Consider the following 23,310-nt stretch of genomic DNA (forward strand, 5'->3'; position numbering starts at 1 on the left):
AACGATGCGAGATATCATGGTTTTCATGTAAACGGACTCCCTCCCTTGCCTCGTATTTTTTAGTTGATAATTTATCTTTTATGTCTATTTGCTTTGTACCGAATGGTCCTCACTGGCCATACCTAGCAAGCAAAAGACTACCTCTACCTTATAGTGGCTCGTATTTCTCCATGACCATTTGATAATCTTCGATTGTTTCTGTCGCTAGTAATTCTTCGATCAACCCATCTTGCATCAGTAATTCTGATAATGATTGAATATTTTCTAAGTGTTGCTTTGGCTCTTTAGCTGCTAAGGTGAAGAAAAGGCTGGCAGACTTTGACCCTTCCTCAAAAGGAACTGGTGCGTTCATTTTGGTAAATGAAATCGTCGTATCGAAAACATGGGAGCCACCTTGCATGGCATGAGGCATCGCAACGTGCGGGGCGATCAGGATATATGCCCCATGTTCTTCGACATTGCGGATCATTTCTTCTACATATACATGATCAATGATTCTTTTTTCTAATAAGTGACGACTGCTCTCCTCGATTGCTACTCGCCAATCATTTATCGTAGTTTCTACATAATTGACTAAGTCATTCTCATAGAAATATCTCAACATATTTACAAACAGTATCAAGCAGTCAACCCGTTGTTTGACAATAGCGCATTCTTATCAAGAGATGACTTTGTCTTACGTTCACTTGCTTTGATACGTTCTCCCTCCTCGCTCTTGCTTTTGTTAAAAAATTCTCAGCTCAGCTGATTTATTGTCATATATCTCTTGGGCTCCTACAAAAATGATGGAAACGGCGTATCATTTTCTTGGGTGAAGACATCATGGAAGCCACGATCGAAATTGAATGCCAAGTCTTTTCTATTATCTGGGTACGTATACTTCCCACCCACTTGCCAAATATAAGGGGAAAACTGATAAGCCAATCGATCTTTTTTCATGCGCCATAATTGAGTGATCTCGCTAGGATCAGCCATAAAATTGGACCAAATATCATAATGGACTGGGATCACGACTTGAGCTCTTAACGATTCTGCCATTCTCAACAAATCACTGGCGGTCATCTTATCAGTGATGCCACGCGGATTTTCACCATATGCACCTAGACAAACATCGATTTGATGTTCATTGCCATGTTTGGCAAAAAGGTTGGAATAATGCGAATCCCCTGCGTGATAGATGTTCCCTCCTGATGTTTTGAAAAGATAATTGACAGCGATCGTATCCATTTCTTGTGGCAACTGATCTTTTAATTGCACATTAGGATCATCATGTGTGATCAATGCCGTCCGATCAAAGGCTTCCAGCGCAACGATCTCTACTTCATTGATCAAAGCGATATCGCCGGGTTTGACTACTTGGGTCTTTTTTTTTGGTATCCCCCAAGAGAGCCATGTTTCCACTACTGCTTTGGGGCCAATAAATAGTGCCTCCGGACAATTTTGATGAACAGCTGCGGCAGTGTGAATATCCAGATGATCGGAATGGATATGTGTCACCACTAATGCATCCACATTTTTGATCGCAAATGGATCGATCACAAAAGGTTGCGTTCGTAAATTTGGTTGCATCTTTTCTGTACCGCTCATACGCATCATCTGGTGGCCTTTTTTCATCTGTCCATTCCCGTGTGTTCGTTTTCCTGTCCCACACCATAAGTCACAAAGGATATTTGTACCTTCATGTGACTTCAGCCATATACCTGTACATCCTAGCCACCATATAGATACGCTTTTTTCTTTTACTTGTTCCATTTCGATTTCTTCGTTCAGATAGGTTCCCCATTCTGGAAAAGTCGAACGTAACCAACTTTCCTTTGTTACTTCTGTTATATTCATGTGCCATCCTCCTCTTTATTAGGTATATATAAATGATAAAGCGCTATCAAAGTGATTGGAATAGCTTTATATGACTGTTATTACTTTATGTGATCGTTTCCATTTTTTTATGCTCGTTTAGCTATAATTAGTCATATAGAGAAACAAATTGATTGAAAAGGAAGGATAACAATGAAAAATTCTCTGTTGACGATTAAAAAAAGACGTAATGAAATTCTTGATCTATTACAAAGGTACACAAAAATGACCACGATTGAACTGTCTGAAAAGCTTCACGTATCACTCAGCACTATTCGTCGAGACCTTAGATTATTAGAAGAAAAAAATGAGATTATTCGTGAATATGGCTATTGCCTCTTCAACTATGACAATCAAACAAATTTCGATCTTTCAGGACCAACGTGGATCAAACATCAAATTGCTCGTTGTGCTAGTCAATATATTGGAGACTATGCCACCGTATTTATCAATTCAAGTTCCACTGCCTTAGCTACACTCGATTATTTAGAATCGAATCACGTCACCGTCGTAACGAATAATTTAAAGGTCGTTTCTTGTGTCAGACAAGGAAATTATACGTATATACTCACTGGTGGCGAATTACGCGTACCGAAAGAAGTCTTGGTAGGAGATATTGCCGCTCGCACATTAGCAGATATGAATGCAGATGTCTGTATTATTGGATGTAGCGGAGTAGATTTAGAGAATGGTGTGACGACAAAAATTTTAAACGAATCTAAAATCAACGAATGGATGATCAAAAAGAGTATCAAATGTCGTATTCTTGTTGCAGACCATCGTAAGATTGGCCGGACTTCACAGTTTAAGATTGCCGATATTTCTGCCTTTGATTATTTGATCACCGATCAGCATTGTTCACCTAAACTTGCCAAAAAAATCGAACAATTAGGTGTCACTGTTATTCGAGTAAGTTTATAAAAGAAAGTAAATTTCATCAAAGTTGCTAACAGATAAAAAACAGCTATGATTCGATTTTCTTCTTTTAGTCGAGTATTCAAAGCGTGACTATACTCTTGCATAGCGGTAACTCTCCGTTCAGTTAAATAAAATAAAACAGATTATTTGCCTGTTTTAAAAACAAGGCGTAGTATAAAAATGTAAACGCTGACAAATTCAATATTATTTATTGATCGATACTACGAAAGAAGGTTTGTTTTATGGAAATGATTTATCAAGCTGGCTCACAAGAAGGTCAAATCAATTTTATTAATACAGAAGACTTAGAAATGGCGGCAGCTCAAGTGATTCCTACTGGCGGATACGGCTATATCAGTAGTGGTGCTGGAGATCTCTTTACGTATCAAGAAAACGTGCAATCATTCAATCATCAATTGATTATTCCTCATGTTTTAAAAGACGTGGAAATTCCAGATACAACGACTTACTTTGACCAAGAAACATTAACTGCGCCAATCATCATGGCGCCTATTGCAGCTCATGGTTTAGCTCATACACATGCAGAAAAAGCTTCAGCTAAAGGAGTTGCCGATTTTCATACGATTTATACGGCGAGTTCTTACGCTTCCTGTACATTAGAAGAAATCCGTGAGGCCGGTGGTCCAGATGCACCACAATGGTTCCAGTTTTACATGAGTAAAGATAATGGGATCAATTTAGATATTCTAGAGATGGCCAAACGTAATGGCGCAAAAGCAATCGTTTTGACAGCTGATGCAACCGTTGGTGGGAATCGAGAAACAGACCTTCGCAATGGCTTCACTTTTCCATTGCCAATGCCGATCGTTCAAGCCTATCAATCAGGGGTCGGACAAACGATGGACGCAGTTTATAAATCCTCCAAACAAAAGTTAAGTCCAAAAGATGTGGAATTTATTGCCGCTCATTCTGACTTACCCGTTTATGTAAAAGGTGTGCAATCAGAAGACGATGTTTATCGTTCATTAGATGCGGGGGCAAATGGCATCTGGGTATCGAATCATGGCGGTCGTCAATTAGATGGTGGGCCAGCAGCCTTTGATTCTTTGAAATATGTAGCAGAAGCCGTCGACAAACGTGTCCCTATCGTCTTTGATAGTGGTGTTCGTCGTGGTCAGCATGTCTTTAAAGCCATTGCTTCTGGTGCCGATCTAGTCGCGATCGGTCGTCCTGCCATTTACGGTTTAGCTCTCGGTGGAAGTACAGGCATCCAACAAGTATTCGACTTCTTCAAAAAAGAATTAGAAATGGTCATGCAATTAGCTGGGACGCAAACCATCGAAGATATCAAAAATGTGACATTACGGGAAAATCGTTTCTTCTAAATTGAGAAAATCTCAAATAAAACAAGCGCAGTTTCCATAATTATTTCGCACTTTTGAATCCAAATAAACGAACATCAAAAAAGCTTTTAAAAATAAGCAAGAAGACCCAAAAATTTGAATAAATTTCGGGTCTTCTTGCTTATTTTTCAGAGCTGTATGCTATTTATTGCACTCTGTATCCTACCTGTTTGGATGGATTTTCTAAATGTACGCTTCACCTTTTGCAAACAAAGTTGCTTCGCCACTGATCATCACGCGTTCACTTAACCACTTGCAAGTCAAGAACCCACCTCTGGCAGAAAGTTGTTGAGCAACCAAGTCGTCCTTTCCAAGCTTTTGTGCCCAGTAAGGAATCAAATTCGCATGAGCCGAGCCACACACTGGATCTTCATTGATCGTTAGTTTTGGGAAAAAGGTCCTAGAAACAAAATCTTCTTTCTTTCCTTTGGCTGTGACAATCACGCCGACGCCTTCTTCTAATTCCCTCATTGCAGTATAATCAGGCGTCAGCTTTGCCACTGTCTCTTCGTCTTCTAATACAAAAAATAAGTCCCTTGCCAGATAAGCCTCTTTTATTCTTGTGCCGATTGCTTGTTCGTATGCTGGTAATATAGCAATTGGTTGCGGTAAAATACTTGGAAAATCCATCGCATATTTTTGCTCTTTTTTTGTGACAACTAGGTTCCCACTTTGCGTTGAAAATGAAATCATGGATTCACTGATACCATAGAAGTGGAACAATACAAATGCGGTTGCCAAGGTCGCATGACCACATAAGTCGATTTCACGATCAGGGGTAAACCAACGTAATTCATAACCTTTCTCTTTTCTAACGGTAAAGGCTGTTTCGGATAGGTTATTTTCGATGGCGATTTTTTGCATGGTATCATCAGGTAGCCATTCATCTAACACAAAGACCGCAGCAGGATTTCCTTTAAACACTTCATTGGTGAAGGCGTCAACTACATAATAGGGTAAATTCATTTATAAACTACTCCTTTACTTTTTGATAAATATATTCGGCACAACATAAATCTTCCACTGCTAAGCCAACCGCATCAAAGATCGTGATCGCTTGTTCGTCTGTACGCCCTGTTTTCTGATGGGTGACTAATTCACCTAGAGAACCGAGGATGTTTGTCTGATCAATTTTCCCTTCTGACAAGGGAATCAAATAGTCGCCACTTTCCCTTTTGACCGCTTGGTAATCATCTACATACAATTGTCCAGATGCCATCAAATCACTCGTTAATTCACGAATCTCTGGTGTAAATGTACCGATTGCATTGATATGCGTGCCTGGTTTAACCTCTTTTTTTGATAAAAAAGCATGTTTACTAGGTGTTAAAGTACAGACAATATCTGCTTCTATAGTCGCTTCAGCCAATGTCGAGCAATCAATAAAACGCAGTTTTGGATAATTAGTTTGCTGTTCTAGGATAAATTGTTTTCGTCGTGTTTCATCTAAATCATAGACATATACACGGTGAATCTTTCGGACACAGGTAATTGCGGCTAGATGTGAAACTGCTTGTTGTCCAGTTCCGATCAATGTGAGTGTATCTGCTGATGGCTTTGCTAGATAATCTGTGGCTAATGCTGAAACTGCTGCTGTTCGTATCCAAGTCACGGCATTCGCATCGATCATTGCGACGGGTTGCCCGTTTTTTGAATCGAAGAGCATGATTTCACCCAAATGTGATGGTAGCTTTTGTTTGTGATTGCTTGGAAAAGCCGTGATGATTTTTGAACCAAAGTACCGGTTTCTTCCCAAATAAGCGGGCATCATCGCAAATACATTTTGTTTCTCGCCATCTGGTAATTGTTGGACCATTCGATTCTCTTGAGAAATCTTTCCGACTTGAAAATCTTTAAAACACTGTTCCATTACGTTGATTGCTTCTGTAAAACTAAAATGGGTGATTACTTTATGACTATCGATGATTTGCATATTTCCCCTCCTTTTTTCTATCCTAGCGCCCGAAAACAATACATTCAATGATATAATTGTATGGAATACAATTTTTGAAAGAAGGAACGAGTATGTCGATCAACTCTTATGAGAATTATCCACTGACTTGGCGTCCAGATAAAAAAAAGTTACATCGCCCAATCTACCAATCACTTATCACGCAGCTAGAAGCTGATATCTTATCAAATAAATTACAAAAAAATACAAGGTTACCTTCCCAAAGAGAACTAGCTGATTTTTTAGACATCAATTTCACAACAGTTGGTCAAGCTTATAAGTTGGGTCTAGAAAAAGGGTTACTCTATACAAGTATCGGGAGTGGGACATTTGTTTCCCCAAATGCGTTTACCTCCATCACTATTTCTTCTGATCAAGTACCTGATCATGTCATTGATTTTGGGTTAGTCAGTTCATTTGATGAATGCAACGAAATGATCACTCCTTTTATTCAAGCTGTTTCACAAAATCATGCGACTAACGGACTTCTTAGCTACCGTGAACCATTAGGGACAACCTATCAATTGACGATTGCCAAAAAATGGTTGGGAACACAAGGTGTCTATGCTTCAAGGGAACAGATTGCTATTGTTTCAGGTGTCCAAAACGGCTTGGCGATCACGCTAGCTGCTTTGTTTTCTCCAGGAGATCGTTTGGCAGTCGATCGCTATACTTATTCGAATTTCATTGAGCTTGCTCACCTTTACCATATGGAAATCGTGCCGATTGATTTTGATGCGGAGGGTATGCTTCCAGAATTACTTGAACAAGAATGTCGGAAAAAAGCAATCCACGGTATTTTTCTGATGCCTTCATGTAACAATCCTATTGGGTTTCAACTATCTGCAAAACGGAGGCAACAGCTAAAAGAAGTCATTACAAAGCAACAATTGATCGTGATCGAAGACGACATCCATTCTTTTTTGACTACCTATAATCAAAAAACACCCATTCCCTCATTCCAGCAGTTACTTCCTGAACAAACCATTTATCTTGCCGGAATGACCAAGTTTATCTGTGCAGGCATGCGTGTTGCCTTTCTAGTATTTCCCGATAAGTACAAACAAAACATCCAACAGGCGATTTTCAATATCAATGTCAAAACCTCAAGTTTAGATGCTGAGATTGTCACGCAAATCCTATGTTCAGAAACCGCACAGGACATACTCGAAACAAAATCCAGCTATACAAAACAAGCAAATGAACGATTCGATACACTTTTCAACTTGCCTCGACCGACCAATCCACTTCCTTTTTATCGAAATCTCCCTGTTCGAAATGATCTGTCTCCGAAAACGATCGAACAAGCTTTTTTAAATAAAGGGATTCGTGTCTATCATTCACATCGTTTTACGACACAACCGCAACATGATCCTTTTATTCGAATTGCTTTATCCTCTAATCCTTTGGAAGTATTAACGAAAGGACTTGAAATCGTCAAGAAAGAAATCGTGTACTTTCAACGATGACTTATCATATAAAATCAAAATGATCCAACTCATTCTTTTTGTTTTTAACTGCTCGAATCCCCATCGAGGAGGAGCCTATTTTTAATCATAGGCTCCTCTTTTTTCTATTGTCATATAAATAAAATTTATCATAACTACCTATTTTGACTATAGCCTTGAGCGAATCCTATACTTCGTATGTATTAAAACTTAGGAGGAATCATTCATGCTAACAGGGTTAAACTTATTAAATAATCCATTTTTAAATAAAGGAACTGCTTTTACAAAAGAAGAACGTAAAAAATACGGGATTGCCGGAATGCTTCCTAGCACAGTCCAAACATTAGAACAACAATCTGTGCAAGCATATGGCCAATACCTAAGCAAACAAACTGATTTAGAAAAACGTATTTTCTTAATGAACTTATTCAATACAAACCGCACACTTTTCTATAAATTGATGGGACAACATTTAGTAGAATTTATGCCGGTAGTATATGATCCAGTAGTTGCAGATGCAATCGAACAATACAATGAAATTTTCTTAAAACCACAAGATGCTGCATTTCTTTCGATCGATGAACCAGAATTGATCAAAGAAAGTTTGAAAAATGCCGCAGCTGGTCGTGATATTCGTTTGATCGTTGTTACAGATGCAGAAGGTATCCTTGGAATGGGTGACTGGGGAGTTAATGGTGTTGACATCGCAATTGGAAAACTAATGGTTTATACAGCAGCTGCTGGTATCAATCCAGCGCAAGTATTACCTGTATCGATCGATGCTGGTACAAACAATGAAGAGTTATTGAATAATCCGTTATATCTAGGAAACAAACATGCGCGTGTCGAAGGTGATTCTTACTATGAATTCATCGACCAATTCGTTTCATCTGCTACAGAACTATTCCCTGAATTATTGTTACACTGGGAAGACTTTGGTCGTGGCAATGCCGCAACGATCTTAGAAAAATATGAAGACAAAATCACGACATTCAATGATGACATCCAAGGAACAGGGATCGTCGTACTAGCTGGTGTACTCGGCGGATTGAATATTTCTGGTGAATCCTTGAAAGATCAAACGATCCTAACATTCGGAGCTGGAACAGCTGGAGTCGGCATTGCGAATATCTTATTAGATGAAATGATCCGTCAAGGTGTACCAGAAGAAGAAGCACGTAAACACTTCTATCAAGTGGATAAACAAGGACTATTATTCGAAGATACTGAAGGATTGACACCTGGACAAATTCCTTTTGCACGTAAACGTTCAGAATTTACCAATAGTGAAGAATTGACTAATTTAGAAGCTGTTGTCAAAGCAATTCACCCAACGATCATGATTGGTACATCTACTCAACCAGGGGCATTCACAGAAGAAATCGTCAAAGAAATGGCTAGCCATACACCACGACCAATCATCATGCCTTTGTCTAACCCAACAAAATTAGCAGAAGCAAAAGCAAAAGATTTGATTGAATGGACAGATGGAAAAGCATTAGTCGGAACAGGTATCCCTGCGGATGATGTGGAATACAATGGCGTGACTTATCAAATCGGACAAGCAAACAACGCATTGATGTATCCAGGTTTAGGACTTGGTTTGATTGCTTCAACAGCTACTCGTGTCAACGCTGAGATCATCTCACAAGCAAGTCGTGCATTAGGTGGTATCGTTGATGTCACAAAACCAGGGGCAGCTATTTTACCACCAGTTGCAAGAATCACTGAATTCTCACAAACGATTGCTGAAACAGTCGCTCAATCAGTCGTGAATCAACAATTGAACCGTGAAGAAATCACTGACATCAAAGCAGCTGTCGAAGCAGCTAAATGGGTGCCTGAATATCAAGATTTAGAAGCTTAATTCACGCTAGTCTCTTTCACAATAATTCGTTACTAAACAGTTCTGAGCAAAACGAGACTTAAAGTAAAAAATACGCATGGTAAACATCGAAGCCTTGGATCATTCGTTCACCGAGAAATAGGAAAACCAACTATTTTTCAACGAATTGATCCAAGGGGTGTTTTTTGCCAAGAAATACTGGAGCCAGTTGAGGAATAGCTTTAGATTATTTTCCAACTCATAGGGAACTCCTCTTACGTTAATCAAGGAAAGGATCTGTAAGAATGTTACATCAAGAACAAACGACTTCTACAGTCGTTAAGACAAACAAAGAAGGTTTTTGGGAAACAAAAATCAGTGGGGTCAGTTTACCTATCTATTTGATCATGGTTCTCGTTTTGATCGTTGCGATGGCATTAGGTAAATTACCAACAAATATGATCGGTCCTATCGCCGTGCTCGTCATTTTTGGGAATCTATTCCATTTTATTGGGACAAAAATCCCAATCGTCAAAAGTTATTTAGGTGGTGGTTCTGTTTTTGCGATCTTCGCTTCCGCAGCTATCGCAACCTTTGGTATTTTACCTGATTATGTCGTGAAATCAACTGAAAACTTTGTCAATAATATGGGCTTTTTAGACTTTTATATCGCTGCTTTGATTACCGGAAGTATTCTAGGAATGAACCGAAAATTATTGATGAAGGCTTCCGTTCGTTTTATCCCTGTTGCACTTATTTCTATGGTTGTTTCATTTTTTGCAGTTGGACTTGTGGGAATGTTGATTGGGAATGGCTTCGCTAATTCCGTATTATACATCTCTTTACCTGCCATGGCTGGTGGTGTAGGTGCTGGCGCTGTTCCACTATCAACTATTTATGCAAACGTCTTAGGAACAGATGCTTCTGCTATTATTTCACGTTTGATCCCTGCAACTGCAATGACAAATGTGCTAGCCATTATCGGAGCCGCTTTAGTGGCTCGTGCTGGACAATCCATGCCAAAATTGAATGGTAATGGGAAACTGATGGAAAAAGGCGATCTAGGTGACGGCAAACCACGCAATGTGAAACCTTCTATCCCTCAATTAGGTGTTGGTTTAATGGTCTCGATCACATTCTTTATTCTTGGCCAAATCTGTAATTTCTTTGTACCAAAAGTTCATGCTTATGCTTTCATGATCATTATTGTGGTCATCTGTAAAATCACCAATGTTCTTCCTGAATACTACGAAGATGCAGCAATCATGTTCAATAACTTGATTGTTAAAAACTTAACGGCAGCTGTTTTAGCAGGTATCGGGATTGCTTTATTGAATTTGAATGTTTTAGCTTCTGCTTTAACATGGCAATTCGTCGTACTCTGCTTAACAAGTGTCATCGTCATCTCCCTTGTCTCTGCATTTGTTGGTCGTCTATTTGGACTTTATCCGATCGAATCAACGATTACAGCAGGACTATGTAACAATTCAATGGGTGGTACAGGAAATGTTGCCGTCTTATCCGCATCAAACCGCATGGAATTGATTGCTTTTGCTCAAATGGGCAATCGTTTAGGTGGAGCGATCGTCTTGATCATTTCAGGATTTTTGATGCAACTATTTTCTTAATTCGAATAAATGTAAAAAAACTTCTCGATCATTATTCGAGAAGTTTTTTTGCGATGACCTTCATCATTCATTTAGAAAATCTTTTTTGAAATTGCTTTTGCCATTTGGTTGAATGATAGCCGATACGTTCATAAAAACGATGTGCCTCGTTGCGATATTCGCCAGAGTTTAGTCGAACACCAAAGTAGCCACGTTCTTTTCCTTGCTTCTCAACACTCTCCATCAATCGTCTGCCAATTCCTTGATGTTGCGCTTTTGAAGAAACTGCTAATGCTAAAATATTGAACAACGTTGGACTTAACAATGTTGCATACTTTTGGGCATGGACATATCCTAATACTTTCCTCGTCCCTTCTTCCTCATAAACATCAATGACATAGATCTCTGGCTGTGCCAAGATGTATTTTAATTGCTTCGTTGTTTCCGAAAGTGGCATCTCATACCCTAATTCTTCCTTATTTAGCTTGTTTATGGTTTCTGCATCCTCCACACGAGCAGTTCTGATCATTTTGGTCTTCCTTTCTTCTCTAAGGTTATATACTATGCTAAGGATAGTATGGATTTTTCTATCGAAATGAACCATGGTCAATTCCTTGATCAAAAGAATGATAAAAAAAGAGAAACCTTGTCATTTCAAGGTTTCTCCACTATTTTAATACTATTCTTCTTCTTCAGCCATGAAGTTAAGTTCATTGACGATAATTGAAGATAGTTGATATTTCAATGATTTTTGAATAGAACTACTCATTTTAAAGATGATAATTCATCTTGATTGGTTTTCTAATCGTATTCAAAAACGTATTCAAATTGCGTGGCGTGCTTTTGGTAGAAAAGACTGAAGAATCTATCAAAATAAAATATGTTACCAACCGATCCTTCCAATGACTCTTTTGGGAATCAAAGTAAAGGAATAGGCTTTATATAAAGATTTCATTTAACAAATTGCTATGGACTGACAGTGTATATTATCAGGTACTATCATCGAGAACGTAGCCAATATCATATCCAAAACAGCAGGTAGAGAAGTTATTTGAGGAATAAACTGTTTCTTTTAATAATAATTTTTAAATAGTAATGCAATGGAAGAAAAAACATTGGGAGATGGATCCAATCAATAAGAAGATTGTTTGTAGAAGTATTTCTCTCCTTTTAACAATATATTCATCCTCCAATAGTCTCAATTGAATTTTCTTGTTTTCATCTATGAAGAATTAGTCATATAAATCGCAAGAATACAATAATGTCGATTCACATTTCTATCATAATAGCTATAAAAGCTATCTTGTTTTACTTGATATTTTTTCAATAATCAAAAAGGAAGGCTGATTAGCCTTCCAAGCATAAAACTACATTGTGAACGGGATCTTTTGAAAAAACCGCATTACTTGATTCTAATTCTTTGTAGTATACTTTAGAATCATGATTTTCTTGTTTTTTCTCATATTCATTATAGTATACTGCTTTCATTAGTTTTACTAATTCTTGATTTTTTTTATCCATAATCATCCCATCTTTCTACTTCACACGTGAGTTAGCGAAAAAAATATGAATAACTTTTATTTGCTTCTGTTCTATACCTTCTAATTTTTGAGGATACAGATTTTCTCACTTCAAAATTGGATTTATACTTAACTGCTCTCTTTTTATTATGACATACTGTAGTCTTTTCATCAATAATTTCCTTCTGATTCTTTATTTCAATGTATCCTTTCGATTTTAGAAACTCATTTAGTTCTGTTGTCTCAATAAATTCCTTAAAGATTGGCCATGTTAAGTATTCATTTACTAAAGCAACATCATCCTTTCCTGATTGAGATGTTTCAGCTATTAATTTTTCTAAAATATCAATCGCCACTTTGAAATTATCATCAATTAAAGCTAAACACATTAAATGCTCATTTTTAGCAAGCGAAAAATCTTCTGATTTTCTAATTTGTTCCATTCTTTTTAAATTTCCCGTCCATTTGAGGCTCTGCAAATAGTTGACAGTCAATAAAAGCTTATTTGATGCATCTATTTTAGATGCATCCTTCCAAAGCATATCAAAAACTGAGTAAGCTATCTCATACTTCTCGCTCTTCAAGTAGTTAAAAGCAATATTGTGGAATTTTTTAAAAAAAATATTAAACTGTGTAGGAAAAAACTTCTTTACAACATAAAAAACTGACTTTATTGAAATAAGAAAAATAATATTCATGTTCTCTTCCAAATATTCCAAAGATACACTTATTTTTTTCCCTACAAGAAAGGCTTTTTTTTCATCACTTATTTTTTTTATACTGTTTAGATATCTTTTATTAATAACAGCATTATTATGAATGATTAAGTTTCTTCTTAAAAAGAATTCTTTGAATTTCTCCTCGTCTTCATCAACTAACTCTTTAAAAAATTCTTTAAAAGTATTTTTTCCAATATATTTTAGCCATGTAATTTGCGAACCTCTCATAACATCCTCAACGGATTTTTCAATTAGGTATTCTTTTGCTTCTTCTAAACTACTTAATTCAATAATTTGTTCAAAAGATAATTGCTTATCGTTTATTTTTGAAGAAGATGAATTGACTATGATAAAAGAAATTAGTTTTGAGTGTAGTGATTCAAAAGCGTTACTTATCGTAATTAATGATGTTTCAAATAATAAATGCCTTTGTCTAGTCCTTTTTCTACTCTCTTCCAAATAAATTTCAATCTTACTTCTCATTTTTGAATCTTTTAGAGATAAAGAAATAGAGTCATCTTCACTTAATTCAAATAGAACCCCTCTTTCTTCACTAGAAATCATTTTTAGCAATTTTTTGAGCAATTCGTCTGGAGCCCCTTCTTCTGGCTTCCCAAGCTCATTGAATAGTCTTCCGTTACTTTTTTCGTTAATATTTTTTAAATTGTCAATAAAACGTGCTTCATTTTCCTTCATTTCTATATACATTAGATTTAAAAGATTAAAGCTATCAAGAATACTTTGTTCTTCTTCATTTAAAATTACTTTAAGTTGAAAAGTCGAACCCATAATTTCATCAATTGAATTAATATAACTGTCAACTGCTTCCATCTGTTCAATAAAATTCCCTAAATCATCTAATAGACCTTCCATAAATATCTCCTTATCTCTATACAATTTATAAGTATACCCTTAACGACATATATCATCCTTATTATACCAACATTTACATGTGACATATAAGGGTGTAATATTAATAATTTAAATCCAGCTGACTACAAGTAGTCATTGAAGCAAATCTTCATAAGACACCTGTAGAATATCTTTGATGGCTTTCAATTGATCCAATTTAATATGTTGGCGGCCACCTTCAATCTTAACCAACGTTTCCCTAGTTATAGCAATTTTACGAAGCTGTAGGTCTCTAATCAGCTCGGTTTGACCAATTCCTTTTTCTAATCGGATTCGTCTAATATTGCTACCGATTACATTCTCTTTATCAATAATTTTTTCCTCTTTCAAGAATAGCACACCTTTTGGACTATAATTAGTCCTTTTTCTTATTAATCTTAAAGATTTGGTATGCTAAAATGGGACTAGTATTAGTCCATATTCGATTTTAAGGAGGAATTTTTTTGAAGAAATTTGCAATCATTCTAACCAGCGCTTTACTCATCGGAACTATAAGCGGGTGTACCACTTCTGACACAAGCTCTACAAGTACGGAAACTAGTACAACAACCTCAGAAAAGAATTACCCAATACATTTTTTTCCAGTTCCAGATGGTTTTGAAGCTTATTATCATGATAAAAAAATAGATGTTCCTTTATCAGAAACTGAATCTACTGAAAAGATTTTGCCAATTGAAATTGAAAGAAATCAAGACGATATAAAACTAAAAGCTGATCTTCCCTTACTGAACAGCACACAAATTGATAGACATGAAAATATTAAAGTTAATATTGAAAAAGGAGCATTAGCACAACTTTATACTGAAAAAGTTGAACAATTTTTTGAGGCTGGTGCCAATAAAGACTTTTCAAAAATAAGCGATTATTCGGAGAACTTTTTTAATGAAACCCAAGATGAAATCATGAACTCAACTTTTATGGCTGAAGATATGTACAATATGACATTAAAAAAAATAAAAGCTTACGACCATCCGTTAAATCTGACACTAAATAATGGACTGCTTTCTTTTGTATTAGCAGGTTACGTTGACTATGAATATTCACCAGATTATTTGGAGAAACCTCTTCAACACGAGAACAATGATATTAATTTTAGATTTGTCTACGAGTCAAAAAGTAAAACATGGTTAGTTGATCAATTAAGCACAATAAACACAAGCTTCCATGAATTACCTAAACCTGAAAATGAAACTGAGATAGTCATTAAAATCTTCTAAAAAAGAAGCGTTGAAGGAGAAATATTCCTTTCAACGCTTCTTTTTTATATGCTTAGAAACATAAATAAATTGTATACTTTCTTTTTAGCCCCTATTACTTTTCACGAAAAATATCTTTTTTCGACACTAGCGTTTCTCTACTTCTAATACTGTACACAGTTTTTGTATTATTGAAAAATTACTCATTATTTAGCATTAATCCACATCGTTTTATCCATCGACCTTCATACTAAACTACTTTAAAGTCATCTTCCTTCTCGTTTTTCATTAAATCAGATACATAAGCCCATGTACCCGTTCGTTGTAAATAAAGTTCTTCTTGTAGCAGCTCCCACTTTCTCTTATAAATCATAATGACGCCATCGTCCAATCCATTTTTAGAATCCCTAGTAATTTCTATTTCAGAATTTGAATGAACTACTTCTTGCAACACTTTACCTATATTTTTTTTGAAGTTTGTTGGAGTAATAGTATCCAAAATGAACACCTCTCTTCTCTATACCTCTATTATGAAGCGCCCATCAAATAAAGCAAGCGTTGAGGAATAATTCTTTCAACGCTTGCTTTATTAAGCTTTCATTTTGTAGTTTGACTAATACCAATAATCTGATCTCTAAACAATCGAAAAACTTCTTGTGGTTGATAATAATCTGTATCTATTTCAAATGTTTCTGAGAATAATTCATTGAATTTTTCTACTGAAATAATGATTTTACCATTCTTCTCTCGACTGTTTTCTATTATTTCTGCTTCTAATTCAAATAAATCTAGTGACGAACTAAAATCATAAATCCTGTCATATTGAACAAAAAAATCAAGAAAAAGTTGCTCAAACTCTTCCTTATTTATCACTAGTGTTTCAAGCGGAACAACTTTATTTTCATCAGCCATTCTTCCAATTTCCTCACTTTCATTTTCAATAATCACAAAAATGATATTAACTTAAAAGCCACTAACAAAATAAGCCTTACAAAGTAAAGGGTAATCCAACAAAAAAACCATTCGCTCTACGTACTACGATTTGGTATTCCTGCCTTTCACTAGGTAATTCATAATAGTAATTTATTGTTTCTGATTTACCATTTTCAATATACTCTGGATTATCCAATATCATAGCATACTCATAAAGTTCTTCACCATCCTTATTTTCAATCGGCCATTGTTGCGGACGTATCGGATTTTCTGTATCATTTTTCATTGTATAGGTCACTTGTAATACACGATTATGCTGTGAAAATTCATTTCTTTTTTCGGTCACTTCAATATTTTTAAATGTTAGTTCAACCCCATCTGCCTGATAAGTTTTACCTATTTTTAAATCTTTTGTTACAATTTTTATTGGCTTTTCTTCTGGAAAATGTCTGGCTTTAATTGTTAGATAACTTCCAAAAAGAATCAATCCTAGTAGCACTAAAAGAATTCCTTTAACGAGCCACTGAAACGGGAAGTAAACTTTAAACATCTTTTTTCTCCTCCGTTTTGTATTTGTTTTTTAGAGAATACGATAACTTTTGATCAATGTCATCCAGCTTTTCAATTACTTCATTACTTATCATTGATTCTAGTTCTGAAATTTTTTGTTCAAATTTAATGCTTTCAGGATCATTAAATTTATTATTTGATGGACTAGCTAACACTGGTAAATTTGAAACCATAACACGAAACATATTTGCCTTTGAACCAAAAATTCCTTTGTTTTGGTTGTAAAAATTGTTGAATATTTCTTTAGTTTCTTCTGAAGCCGAGACTTTAAAATATGGATAGTTCATTTTTTTCTTCCACCTTTCTTTTTTTGGGAGGGAGTCTGTAGGGAGCTTGCTCCCTCAGAGATTTACCCACCATCTGACTTGCCAGAAAGTAGCCTAGCGTGAGCGGGGCGGATTGACTGGCAAGTAGATGGGTAGCTGGCGTATGCCCTCAAAACCGCCTCTTTCCAACTCCCTCCGTATCGATGGGAAACTGGAAAGTCTACTGGCTAATTCCTTTAGAAATCCATCTCAAAATCTCGTTGTCTCCTTTGCTGATTTTCAATCATTTGTTGCGTGAACTCGTAATCCTTTTTAGCACGATACATTTTCACATCGTCATTCATTATGCGACTGATTTGATAGTGAATCTGTTTAGCAGAAGGTGTATGAGAACAATTTTTAAAGCCCTCAGCCGGTAGAAATAATTCTTTCTGATCTGTCTTTTTAACTAAAATTGTTTTACTTTTAGTACTACGTAAAGTTCTAAGATTCACATCAGTATGAAGTTTAATCGTGTATTCTTGATCATCTTCTAAAGATATTGTGTTTGCATAATGCTTGTCTACTTCTCGCAAGAAATCATCATATTTAATGATTTTTTTAGCACCCTCATGATCACTAAACTGCTTTTGTGCAATGGAATCTAATTCCACAAACGGTACATTTAACTCTCCAGTTTTATAATCAACCCCACTAGCTAACGCTATAATTTGTTCCGTATCTAGATCAACAAAATTATTCATATGTGTTTCTTCTAAATTCTTTTCAAGTCGTTCAAAAACAGATTCAAATGAATATTTTTTCCCTAACTTTCTTGCACTAAAAGTACGTTCGACATACTGACTTTTTTCTTTTCTAGATTGTCTTTCTCTCCCTAAAGTAATTAGCTCATCTCTACGCTCATAGAAATTTACATCTTGTTTGTAAAGAACATAGCCAAGTTTGTTATTTGTTTTTGAAAATTGATAAACTTCGATGTTGTATTCTTTTGCTAAATGATCCGAAAAACGCACAAATGAATTTGCTTCACAATTCTCCAACGTAGCTTCAATCGCATTTTGTACAAATTCTTGATAATTAATTTTTCCATTTTTCAGTTTACTTGGATCGTTTGAATAGAGATTCGTTCTCTTTTCTAAATTTTCATAGTACTCATTGTCTACAGGTTCGAGTCCATTTTCAACAAGCACTTCATCGTTAATTTTTCGCATTCGTTCTAAATCTTTAGGGTCAATACGCAACCTCTTACAGGTCTCCATATCAATATTATTAACAACAAGATGACTATGAAAATGATCTTTATCATTGTGACTTGCAACAATAATTTGCGAATTTGGAAAAGCTTTTTCTGCAAATTCGACAGCTATTTCGTGCATTTTCTCAATACTTAACTCTTTAGAAATATTCTTATCAAACGAATGGATAACATGAAATGCTTGTGCTATATCTTTAGATTTATTCATCCTGGTTCTTACTAAATTCATTTCTTGCAATGCTTCCTCACTATTATCACTACAATTTATTCCTGAAACTGCAACACATTTTTCTTTTTTTGAAGGATTAGCTGCATATTGTAATAGCGAGGATAAATTTTTCTTGCGTCCTTTCGATGTTATAGTAGCTCCCAAAGTTGTTTCACCTCATCTTTTAAACTTGCAATAATCTGAATTGAGTGAATTAAATTCCGATCAACTTTTTGGGAATACTCTTCTTTCGTACCCGGTCTAGTTTGCTTTTCTATCCAATATTCGAAATATTCTTTTTCTACTTCTGATAATTTAAAAAAAGAGGGGGCACTCCGATTGGACTCCAAAAAAATGTCATCTGGATAACTAATCATCAACTTTTTTGCTATGCTATTCGCAAGTTCATCTTTAAAAATGTTGTAACGGCTAGCATCAAAACTAAAATGTAGGCTCTTTTCTTTTTTATCTTCAGATTCTTCTCTAAAATATTTAGCAATGATATTTAATGCCTTTACCGCTTGATTCAAATTGTTACCAATTTGATTTAACTGTTTGGTTAAAACTACCCTATCATCTTCAGCTAACAACGGCGGTTCATATTTGAGTCCCTTTAACCGCTCACGGCAAACGTCTGCTCTAGAAATTCCCCTTTGTTTTGCAATCAATGTCAGTTCAAGATAAGTCTTTTTATCGACACGAAAATTTAAGGCCTCACTATGTTTGCGATTTTTTTCGTACATTTTTTGTTTATCATCCATTGATTATCCCCTCACATTTTTTCTAGAGAGCAACATTTGAAATTGCTCTCTATTTCATTTTTCATCTTTAATTCTTCTTGAATCATCAGTTCAATATAATTTGTGACCGTGATTTTTTCATTTGTTGCTTTCTTTACTGATTCACATAATTCGTCAAGTTCTAAGAAATCATGTGTACTAATCTGTAGAATTAATTGCATGACAATCACCTCTTTATTTTTTAAATAGACTATCAAACAGTGGATTCGGTTTATCAGAAATATCCTGAAACAGTGGATTATTTTCATAAGTAAATCGTGGACGTTTCTTCTCCTTCACTTCTTGTTCTACAATCACTTTTTCGTTAGGCCTTTCTTTTCGTTCCTCGATAATATTTATTTTTTGCGTCTTATCTCCCTGACTTGCTTCAGCTCTTGTTTCACGTACTTCTACCGTTCTTGGTTGATTTGACGCACTACTTTGTACATTTTCTCGTACATCTACTGTTCGATTTCCATTTTGACTACTTGTAGTATTCTGCAAGTTTTCTCGTACATCTACCGTTCTCGGTTGACTTGTCCCACTACTTTGTACATTTTCTCGTACATCTACTGTTCGATTTCCATTTTGACTACTTGTAGTATTTTGTAAGTTTTCTCGAACATCTACTGAGCGCCTATCTTGACTACTTGTAGAATTTTGTAGATTTTCTTTGACTGATTTTTCTAATCCGGTATTTGAATTTTTAGCTTCTTGGATTCTTTCTTTAGTCAACGCTTCTTTTTCGTCCATATTAGCGCCTGTACGCCCTTCTACACGTTTCCTTAACATTTCCTCACGATTCATTGCTTCAGGCGTGTATTTTTCTTCCTGTCGCTTCTGATTAATTAATTCTTCAGCAGACTTAGCTTGACCGTGCATAGCATTTTTACGTTCTTCAATATCTTGTTTAACTTTTTGCTGAATTGCACTTGCAGGATTAATATTTGATTCAGCATTATTTTTCATTGCTTCACGCATACGTTCAGAACTAGACATAATTCTATCAGCGTTTTCAACTTTAGCGCCATCTTTTCTATCCGAAAGACGTGTTGGCATAGAATCAGCATATTTTCCAGTTTCATCTTCTTTGTTTTTAGCTACTATAGGTTTGCTATTTTTATTAATAGCGGACACGGTACCATCATCTAAACCTTCTTTGAATTTATTCTTGGTATCATTAGCCATATCACGCATACTCTTAAATGGTTTTGTTGCTCTTTTACTAGCCATTGTAGCTCCATCCGAAGCTAAGCCTGATAATCCTCGTTCACGAGCATACCCAAGTGTTTTCCCCGTTTTATTAGCTTTTTGAGAAAGTGATTGACCAAAGTTGCGTTCAGGTTTTCGTTCTTCCCCTTCCGCTTGATCGTTTCCACCACTATTTTTCCCACCTTTAGATCGGTTCATACCACCTGTTCCTTTACGAAACAGCATAGCTCCCATGCCAAATGCTGAAGCAAGCTGGCCATAGCCTTCCTTTAAACCAATATCCACGCCAAAGTAACGCATGACTGTTCCACTACCCTTTATTAGAACGAACACGGCACAGATATAAGCAATTGTTTTTATAAAAATATTTGTTGAGATACCTTCGCCAGCGTTTAAATAATTTATGAACATTGCAAACATAGACAATCCGAATCCCTGAAAACCGACAGTCAAATAACACTGTAGAATATCTGACAAAACTTGTTTTGATCGTTGTCCTGTTTCTAAGTCAGTAGCAAATACTAAAACTCCGAGTACACGTTTAAATGCTAACTCGAGTATTGCTGTAATTATAATGAAAGCACTAAAAACATACGCTACCGCTAAAGCAATCAATCCAAATGAAATTCCCCACAGGTTCGCTTGATAGCGATAATATCCTGATTTGATACCATCAACAAAGGTTGACAAAAAATTATCTGAAAATTTAGTAGCAACAAATTCATTATCAGAATTTTCAACTAATTCATAACGCAGATTATCAGCTGTTGGGTTCTCTTTTTCCATTTTATCAATTACATTATCTGTCAATACTTGCGTAAGATCCGTTTTCCAGAAATTTTCTTTTGTTAAATTGTTCCGATCATTCGTTTTGTTAATCATTGAATACTGATCTGTTTTATTGATATAAGCTAAATCAGTGACCCCTTGTTCAATCAACGACCACGCCACGCCTTCATCCGAATCTGTAATCGTAGCTGAGTCATTATAAAAGGTTTTAGTAAACTCTATTCCGCTATTGATTAATGTTGGCATTAAAAGGATTAATGCTACTGACATAACTACGTTCATTCCAACCGATTTTAAGTCTAAAGTCCCTTTTCCAGTCACCATTTTATATCCAATAATCATTAGTGAGAGTACCATCAATCCAATAACAATTGTATTTAAAACTGACTGATAGACTTTGTTCAATCCGGTACTTTCTACAAAGCTAAACAAATCTAAAACCTTGGGAATCATATTTTGAATGCCATCGACAACAGCGAACATTGATTTTATGACAGACCAGCCTATCCACATACCGAACTGGCTGTAAAAATTTCCATTGTATTTTTTCAAATAATTCTGGTAAAGCGGATTAGTTAAAAAAACAGTTTGACTCTCAGTATCATCAAACCAATTGAAAATACTGCCTTCTGCAACGTTACTCGTAAAAATAATCATAGCTATGAGAACAAGAAAACTAATCGACAACCAATTAATTTTTCTCTTAATTACTTTCATTGTTACCTCCTTCAGCCCATTTTCTGAGACTTTCAGAGAGTTTCTGAGCTATATTTCTGTCAATTATGATATGAGTTACACATTTGTCATTTTCAGATCTTAAATCGAGAACCACTGTGTTGAAGCAGATACTCTCGATTAGTTCGAGAGTATCAGTGTTTTGATCAAGACACCAAATCTGATCTATTAGACGATTTTTAATCATGTTTTTTCTCCTTCTAACCAATTATGCATAGGTATTTTAGGTAACTCTTTAATTCCGAATGCATAATTGAATTGATCTGTAGTCTCTATATTTTCTAAAAGCTGATTTTTATATCTAATTTGAAGTCCATTTAGAAAAAATTTTGCGTAATCGAATAGTCCTTCATCTGTTTTTGCTTGAAAAACGCATGCTTTATGTTGTGTTATAATGCACTGAGCGTTAAGATACTGGGTATTTTCATATAAAAATTCAATGATTTTTCTGATATCTTCTGTATCTACATTAGCGTTTCTCAAATAGTGATACACTTGAAATAATTTTCGACCATTGTTATTATTTTCTTCATAAAGAACACTAACCTTAGTGTAAATCATCTTTATATTAATATCCTCTTCTTCCATAACGGGAGTAGTCTTTGATGTGTTCTGTGAAGTAGTCTTTGTATACGTATATACGAATTTGTACATACCTCTACCTTTTTTCAAAGAGACATATCTCTTTTTTTCGATAACCCTCTGACGAATTTTCGACACATACTCCTTTTTTTCGCGATCTAAAGCAGGAAAAGTAATTTCTATCAATTTATGTACATTTAAAACAATGTACATAACATTTGATAATGTAACTGCTCTTTGCTCATAATAAATATTTCTAAAAACTCTTTTGATAATTCCCTTTTTCTCTAAGTACACAATTGCATCTTTTATAGCTCTTTCTGATAATCCTGTTTTTTTGCTTAATTGCTTATATGATTTTTGCAAAATATCTTCAATAAATTTCTTTTTATATCCAATTAACTGACCCTCATCGTTAAAAATTTTTTTGGGTCTGTACCAATAAGTAATTTCTGCTAAGATAACTATTGCATTCAAATAGGGCTTCTCAACGCCTTTTTTCGTTTTTTTTCTTAATTGACCGTACCACGAGTGTGGAATTACATTTCCATCAAAATTTATTTCTCTAAGTTTGTCGACTACAGCATTTCCAGAAGAAAACACCTTTTCACCTTCTTTTTGATATAATAGCTATAAATAAAGTTTTCTCAGAACTTTATTGCCGAGT

24 protein-coding genes are annotated in these 23,310 nt (G+C 35.4%); 6 read left to right on the forward strand and 18 right to left on the reverse strand.

Annotation, left to right across the window (positions count from 1 at the left end; all coding sequences use genetic code 11):
- Positions 1-148 precede the first annotated feature (148 nt).
- Positions 149-604 carry a PTS sugar transporter subunit IIA gene (locus IGK01_RS09890; protein WP_010734820.1) on the reverse strand — a complete coding sequence of 152 codons (456 nt, stop codon included), beginning with the start codon at positions 602-604 and terminating at the stop codon, positions 149-151.
- A 170-nt stretch (positions 605-774) separates the two neighbouring features.
- A complete protein-coding gene (gene ulaG / locus IGK01_RS09895) occupies positions 775-1,836 on the reverse strand; it encodes an L-ascorbate 6-phosphate lactonase (RefSeq protein ID WP_023520068.1) in 1,062 nt (353 codons plus the stop codon).
- A gap of 171 nt (positions 1,837-2,007) precedes the next feature.
- Between ulaG and IGK01_RS09900 the strand changes: the two genes are divergently transcribed.
- Both IGK01_RS09900 and IGK01_RS09905 read left to right on the forward strand, forming a co-directional pair.
- On the forward strand, positions 2,008-2,775 hold the full coding sequence (locus IGK01_RS09900) for a DeoR/GlpR family DNA-binding transcription regulator (protein ID WP_023520069.1): 768 nt from the start codon (positions 2,008-2,010) through the stop codon (positions 2,773-2,775).
- A 239-nt stretch (positions 2,776-3,014) separates the two neighbouring features.
- Positions 3,015-4,118 carry an alpha-hydroxy-acid oxidizing protein gene (locus IGK01_RS09905; RefSeq protein ID WP_224434147.1) on the forward strand — a complete coding sequence of 368 codons (1,104 nt, stop codon included), beginning with the start codon at positions 3,015-3,017 and terminating at the stop codon, positions 4,116-4,118.
- A 201-nt stretch (positions 4,119-4,319) separates the two neighbouring features.
- Here the strand turns inward: IGK01_RS09905 and IGK01_RS09910 are convergent, their stop codons facing one another.
- Together IGK01_RS09910 and IGK01_RS09915 are read right to left on the reverse strand one after the other, a co-directional pair.
- A complete protein-coding gene (locus tag IGK01_RS09910) occupies positions 4,320-5,102 on the reverse strand; it encodes a PhzF family phenazine biosynthesis protein (RefSeq protein ID WP_137072640.1) in 783 nt (260 codons plus the stop codon).
- Positions 5,103-5,109: 7 nt separating this feature from the next.
- A complete protein-coding gene (locus tag IGK01_RS09915; protein WP_023520072.1) occupies positions 5,110-6,069 on the reverse strand; it encodes an ornithine cyclodeaminase family protein in 960 nt (319 codons plus the stop codon).
- 92 nt (positions 6,070-6,161) lie between these two features.
- Here IGK01_RS09915 and IGK01_RS09920 point away from each other — a divergent pair, with 92 nt between their 5' ends.
- The 3 genes from IGK01_RS09920 to IGK01_RS09930 all read left to right on the forward strand — a co-directional run bounded on the left by IGK01_RS09920 (position 6,162) and on the right by IGK01_RS09930 (position 10,988).
- Positions 6,162-7,556, forward strand: coding sequence for a PLP-dependent aminotransferase family protein (locus tag IGK01_RS09920; protein WP_349520007.1), 1,395 nt, complete (start codon positions 6,162-6,164; stop codon positions 7,554-7,556).
- A gap of 205 nt (positions 7,557-7,761) precedes the next feature.
- Complete coding sequence (locus IGK01_RS09925) at positions 7,762-9,402, forward strand: malolactic enzyme (protein ID WP_224434148.1); 1,641 nt, start codon at positions 7,762-7,764, stop codon at positions 9,400-9,402.
- A gap of 263 nt (positions 9,403-9,665) precedes the next feature.
- Positions 9,666-10,988 (forward strand): 2-hydroxycarboxylate transporter family protein, encoded by a 1,323-nt coding sequence (locus IGK01_RS09930; RefSeq protein WP_010734811.1) that lies wholly within the window; start codon positions 9,666-9,668, stop codon positions 10,986-10,988.
- A gap of 67 nt (positions 10,989-11,055) precedes the next feature.
- On the opposite strand, the gene IGK01_RS09935 is transcribed toward IGK01_RS09930, so the two are convergent.
- The 4 genes from IGK01_RS09935 to IGK01_RS09950 form a co-directional block, all read right to left on the reverse strand.
- Positions 11,056-11,496, reverse strand: coding sequence for a GNAT family N-acetyltransferase (locus IGK01_RS09935; protein ID WP_023520077.1), 441 nt, complete (start codon positions 11,494-11,496; stop codon positions 11,056-11,058).
- Between the two features lie 818 nt (positions 11,497-12,314).
- Entirely contained in the window at positions 12,315-12,488 is a 174-nt protein-coding gene (locus tag IGK01_RS09940; RefSeq protein WP_157733684.1) for a hypothetical protein, read from the reverse strand.
- A gap of 31 nt (positions 12,489-12,519) precedes the next feature.
- Complete coding sequence (locus IGK01_RS09945) at positions 12,520-14,079, reverse strand: hypothetical protein (RefSeq protein WP_219282025.1); 1,560 nt, start codon at positions 14,077-14,079, stop codon at positions 12,520-12,522.
- Between the two features lie 132 nt (positions 14,080-14,211).
- Positions 14,212-14,457: a helix-turn-helix domain-containing protein gene (locus IGK01_RS09950; RefSeq protein ID WP_033779050.1), complete on the reverse strand. Its 246-nt coding sequence runs from the start codon at positions 14,455-14,457 to the stop codon at positions 14,212-14,214.
- 104 nt (positions 14,458-14,561) lie between these two features.
- Here IGK01_RS09950 and IGK01_RS09955 point away from each other — a divergent pair, with 104 nt between their 5' ends.
- Positions 14,562-15,335, forward strand: a complete 774-nt coding sequence (locus IGK01_RS09955) for a hypothetical protein (RefSeq protein ID WP_096081684.1) — start codon at positions 14,562-14,564, stop codon at positions 15,333-15,335.
- 229 nt (positions 15,336-15,564) lie between these two features.
- Here the strand turns inward: IGK01_RS09955 and IGK01_RS09960 are convergent, their stop codons facing one another.
- From IGK01_RS09960 to IGK01_RS10005, 10 genes are all read right to left on the reverse strand, one after another.
- Positions 15,565-15,813, reverse strand: a complete 249-nt coding sequence (locus tag IGK01_RS09960; RefSeq protein ID WP_438840708.1) for a type II toxin-antitoxin system Phd/YefM family antitoxin — start codon at positions 15,811-15,813, stop codon at positions 15,565-15,567.
- A gap of 98 nt (positions 15,814-15,911) precedes the next feature.
- Entirely contained in the window at positions 15,912-16,226 is a 315-nt protein-coding gene (locus IGK01_RS09965) for a hypothetical protein (protein WP_232508816.1), read from the reverse strand.
- 76 nt (positions 16,227-16,302) lie between these two features.
- Entirely contained in the window at positions 16,303-16,797 is a 495-nt protein-coding gene (locus IGK01_RS09970; protein ID WP_438840709.1) for a hypothetical protein, read from the reverse strand.
- The gene (locus IGK01_RS09975) at positions 16,790-17,104 is read right to left on the reverse strand and encodes a hypothetical protein (protein ID WP_002331273.1); all 315 of its coding nucleotides are present in this window, start codon (positions 17,102-17,104) and stop codon (positions 16,790-16,792) included. The genes IGK01_RS09970 and IGK01_RS09975 overlap by 8 nt, the downstream gene beginning before the upstream one ends.
- Before the next feature lie 215 nt (positions 17,105-17,319).
- On the reverse strand, positions 17,320-18,711 hold the full coding sequence (locus IGK01_RS09980) for a relaxase/mobilization nuclease domain-containing protein (protein WP_438840710.1): 1,392 nt from the start codon (positions 18,709-18,711) through the stop codon (positions 17,320-17,322).
- Positions 18,696-19,307 carry a plasmid mobilization protein gene (locus IGK01_RS09985; protein ID WP_002321374.1) on the reverse strand — a complete coding sequence of 204 codons (612 nt, stop codon included), beginning with the start codon at positions 19,305-19,307 and terminating at the stop codon, positions 18,696-18,698. The genes IGK01_RS09980 and IGK01_RS09985 overlap by 16 nt, the downstream gene beginning before the upstream one ends.
- An 11-nt stretch (positions 19,308-19,318) precedes the next feature.
- Positions 19,319-19,507 carry a hypothetical protein gene (locus IGK01_RS09990; protein ID WP_002341651.1) on the reverse strand — a complete coding sequence of 63 codons (189 nt, stop codon included), beginning with the start codon at positions 19,505-19,507 and terminating at the stop codon, positions 19,319-19,321.
- A 13-nt stretch (positions 19,508-19,520) separates the two neighbouring features.
- Positions 19,521-22,043, reverse strand: a complete 2,523-nt coding sequence (locus tag IGK01_RS09995) for a pLS20_p028 family conjugation system transmembrane protein (RefSeq protein WP_438840711.1) — start codon at positions 22,041-22,043, stop codon at positions 19,521-19,523.
- A complete protein-coding gene (locus tag IGK01_RS10000; protein WP_438840712.1) occupies positions 22,030-22,248 on the reverse strand; it encodes a hypothetical protein in 219 nt (72 codons plus the stop codon). The genes IGK01_RS09995 and IGK01_RS10000 overlap by 14 nt, the downstream gene beginning before the upstream one ends.
- Positions 22,245-23,120 (reverse strand): hypothetical protein, encoded by an 876-nt coding sequence (locus IGK01_RS10005; RefSeq protein ID WP_438840841.1) that lies wholly within the window; start codon positions 23,118-23,120, stop codon positions 22,245-22,247. The genes IGK01_RS10000 and IGK01_RS10005 overlap by 4 nt, the downstream gene beginning before the upstream one ends.
- Positions 23,121-23,310 lie beyond the last annotated feature (190 nt).

The organism is Enterococcus sp. AZ080 (assembly GCF_051714945.1).
Lineage (GTDB): Bacteria > Bacillota > Bacilli > Lactobacillales > Enterococcaceae > Enterococcus_B > Enterococcus_B pernyi.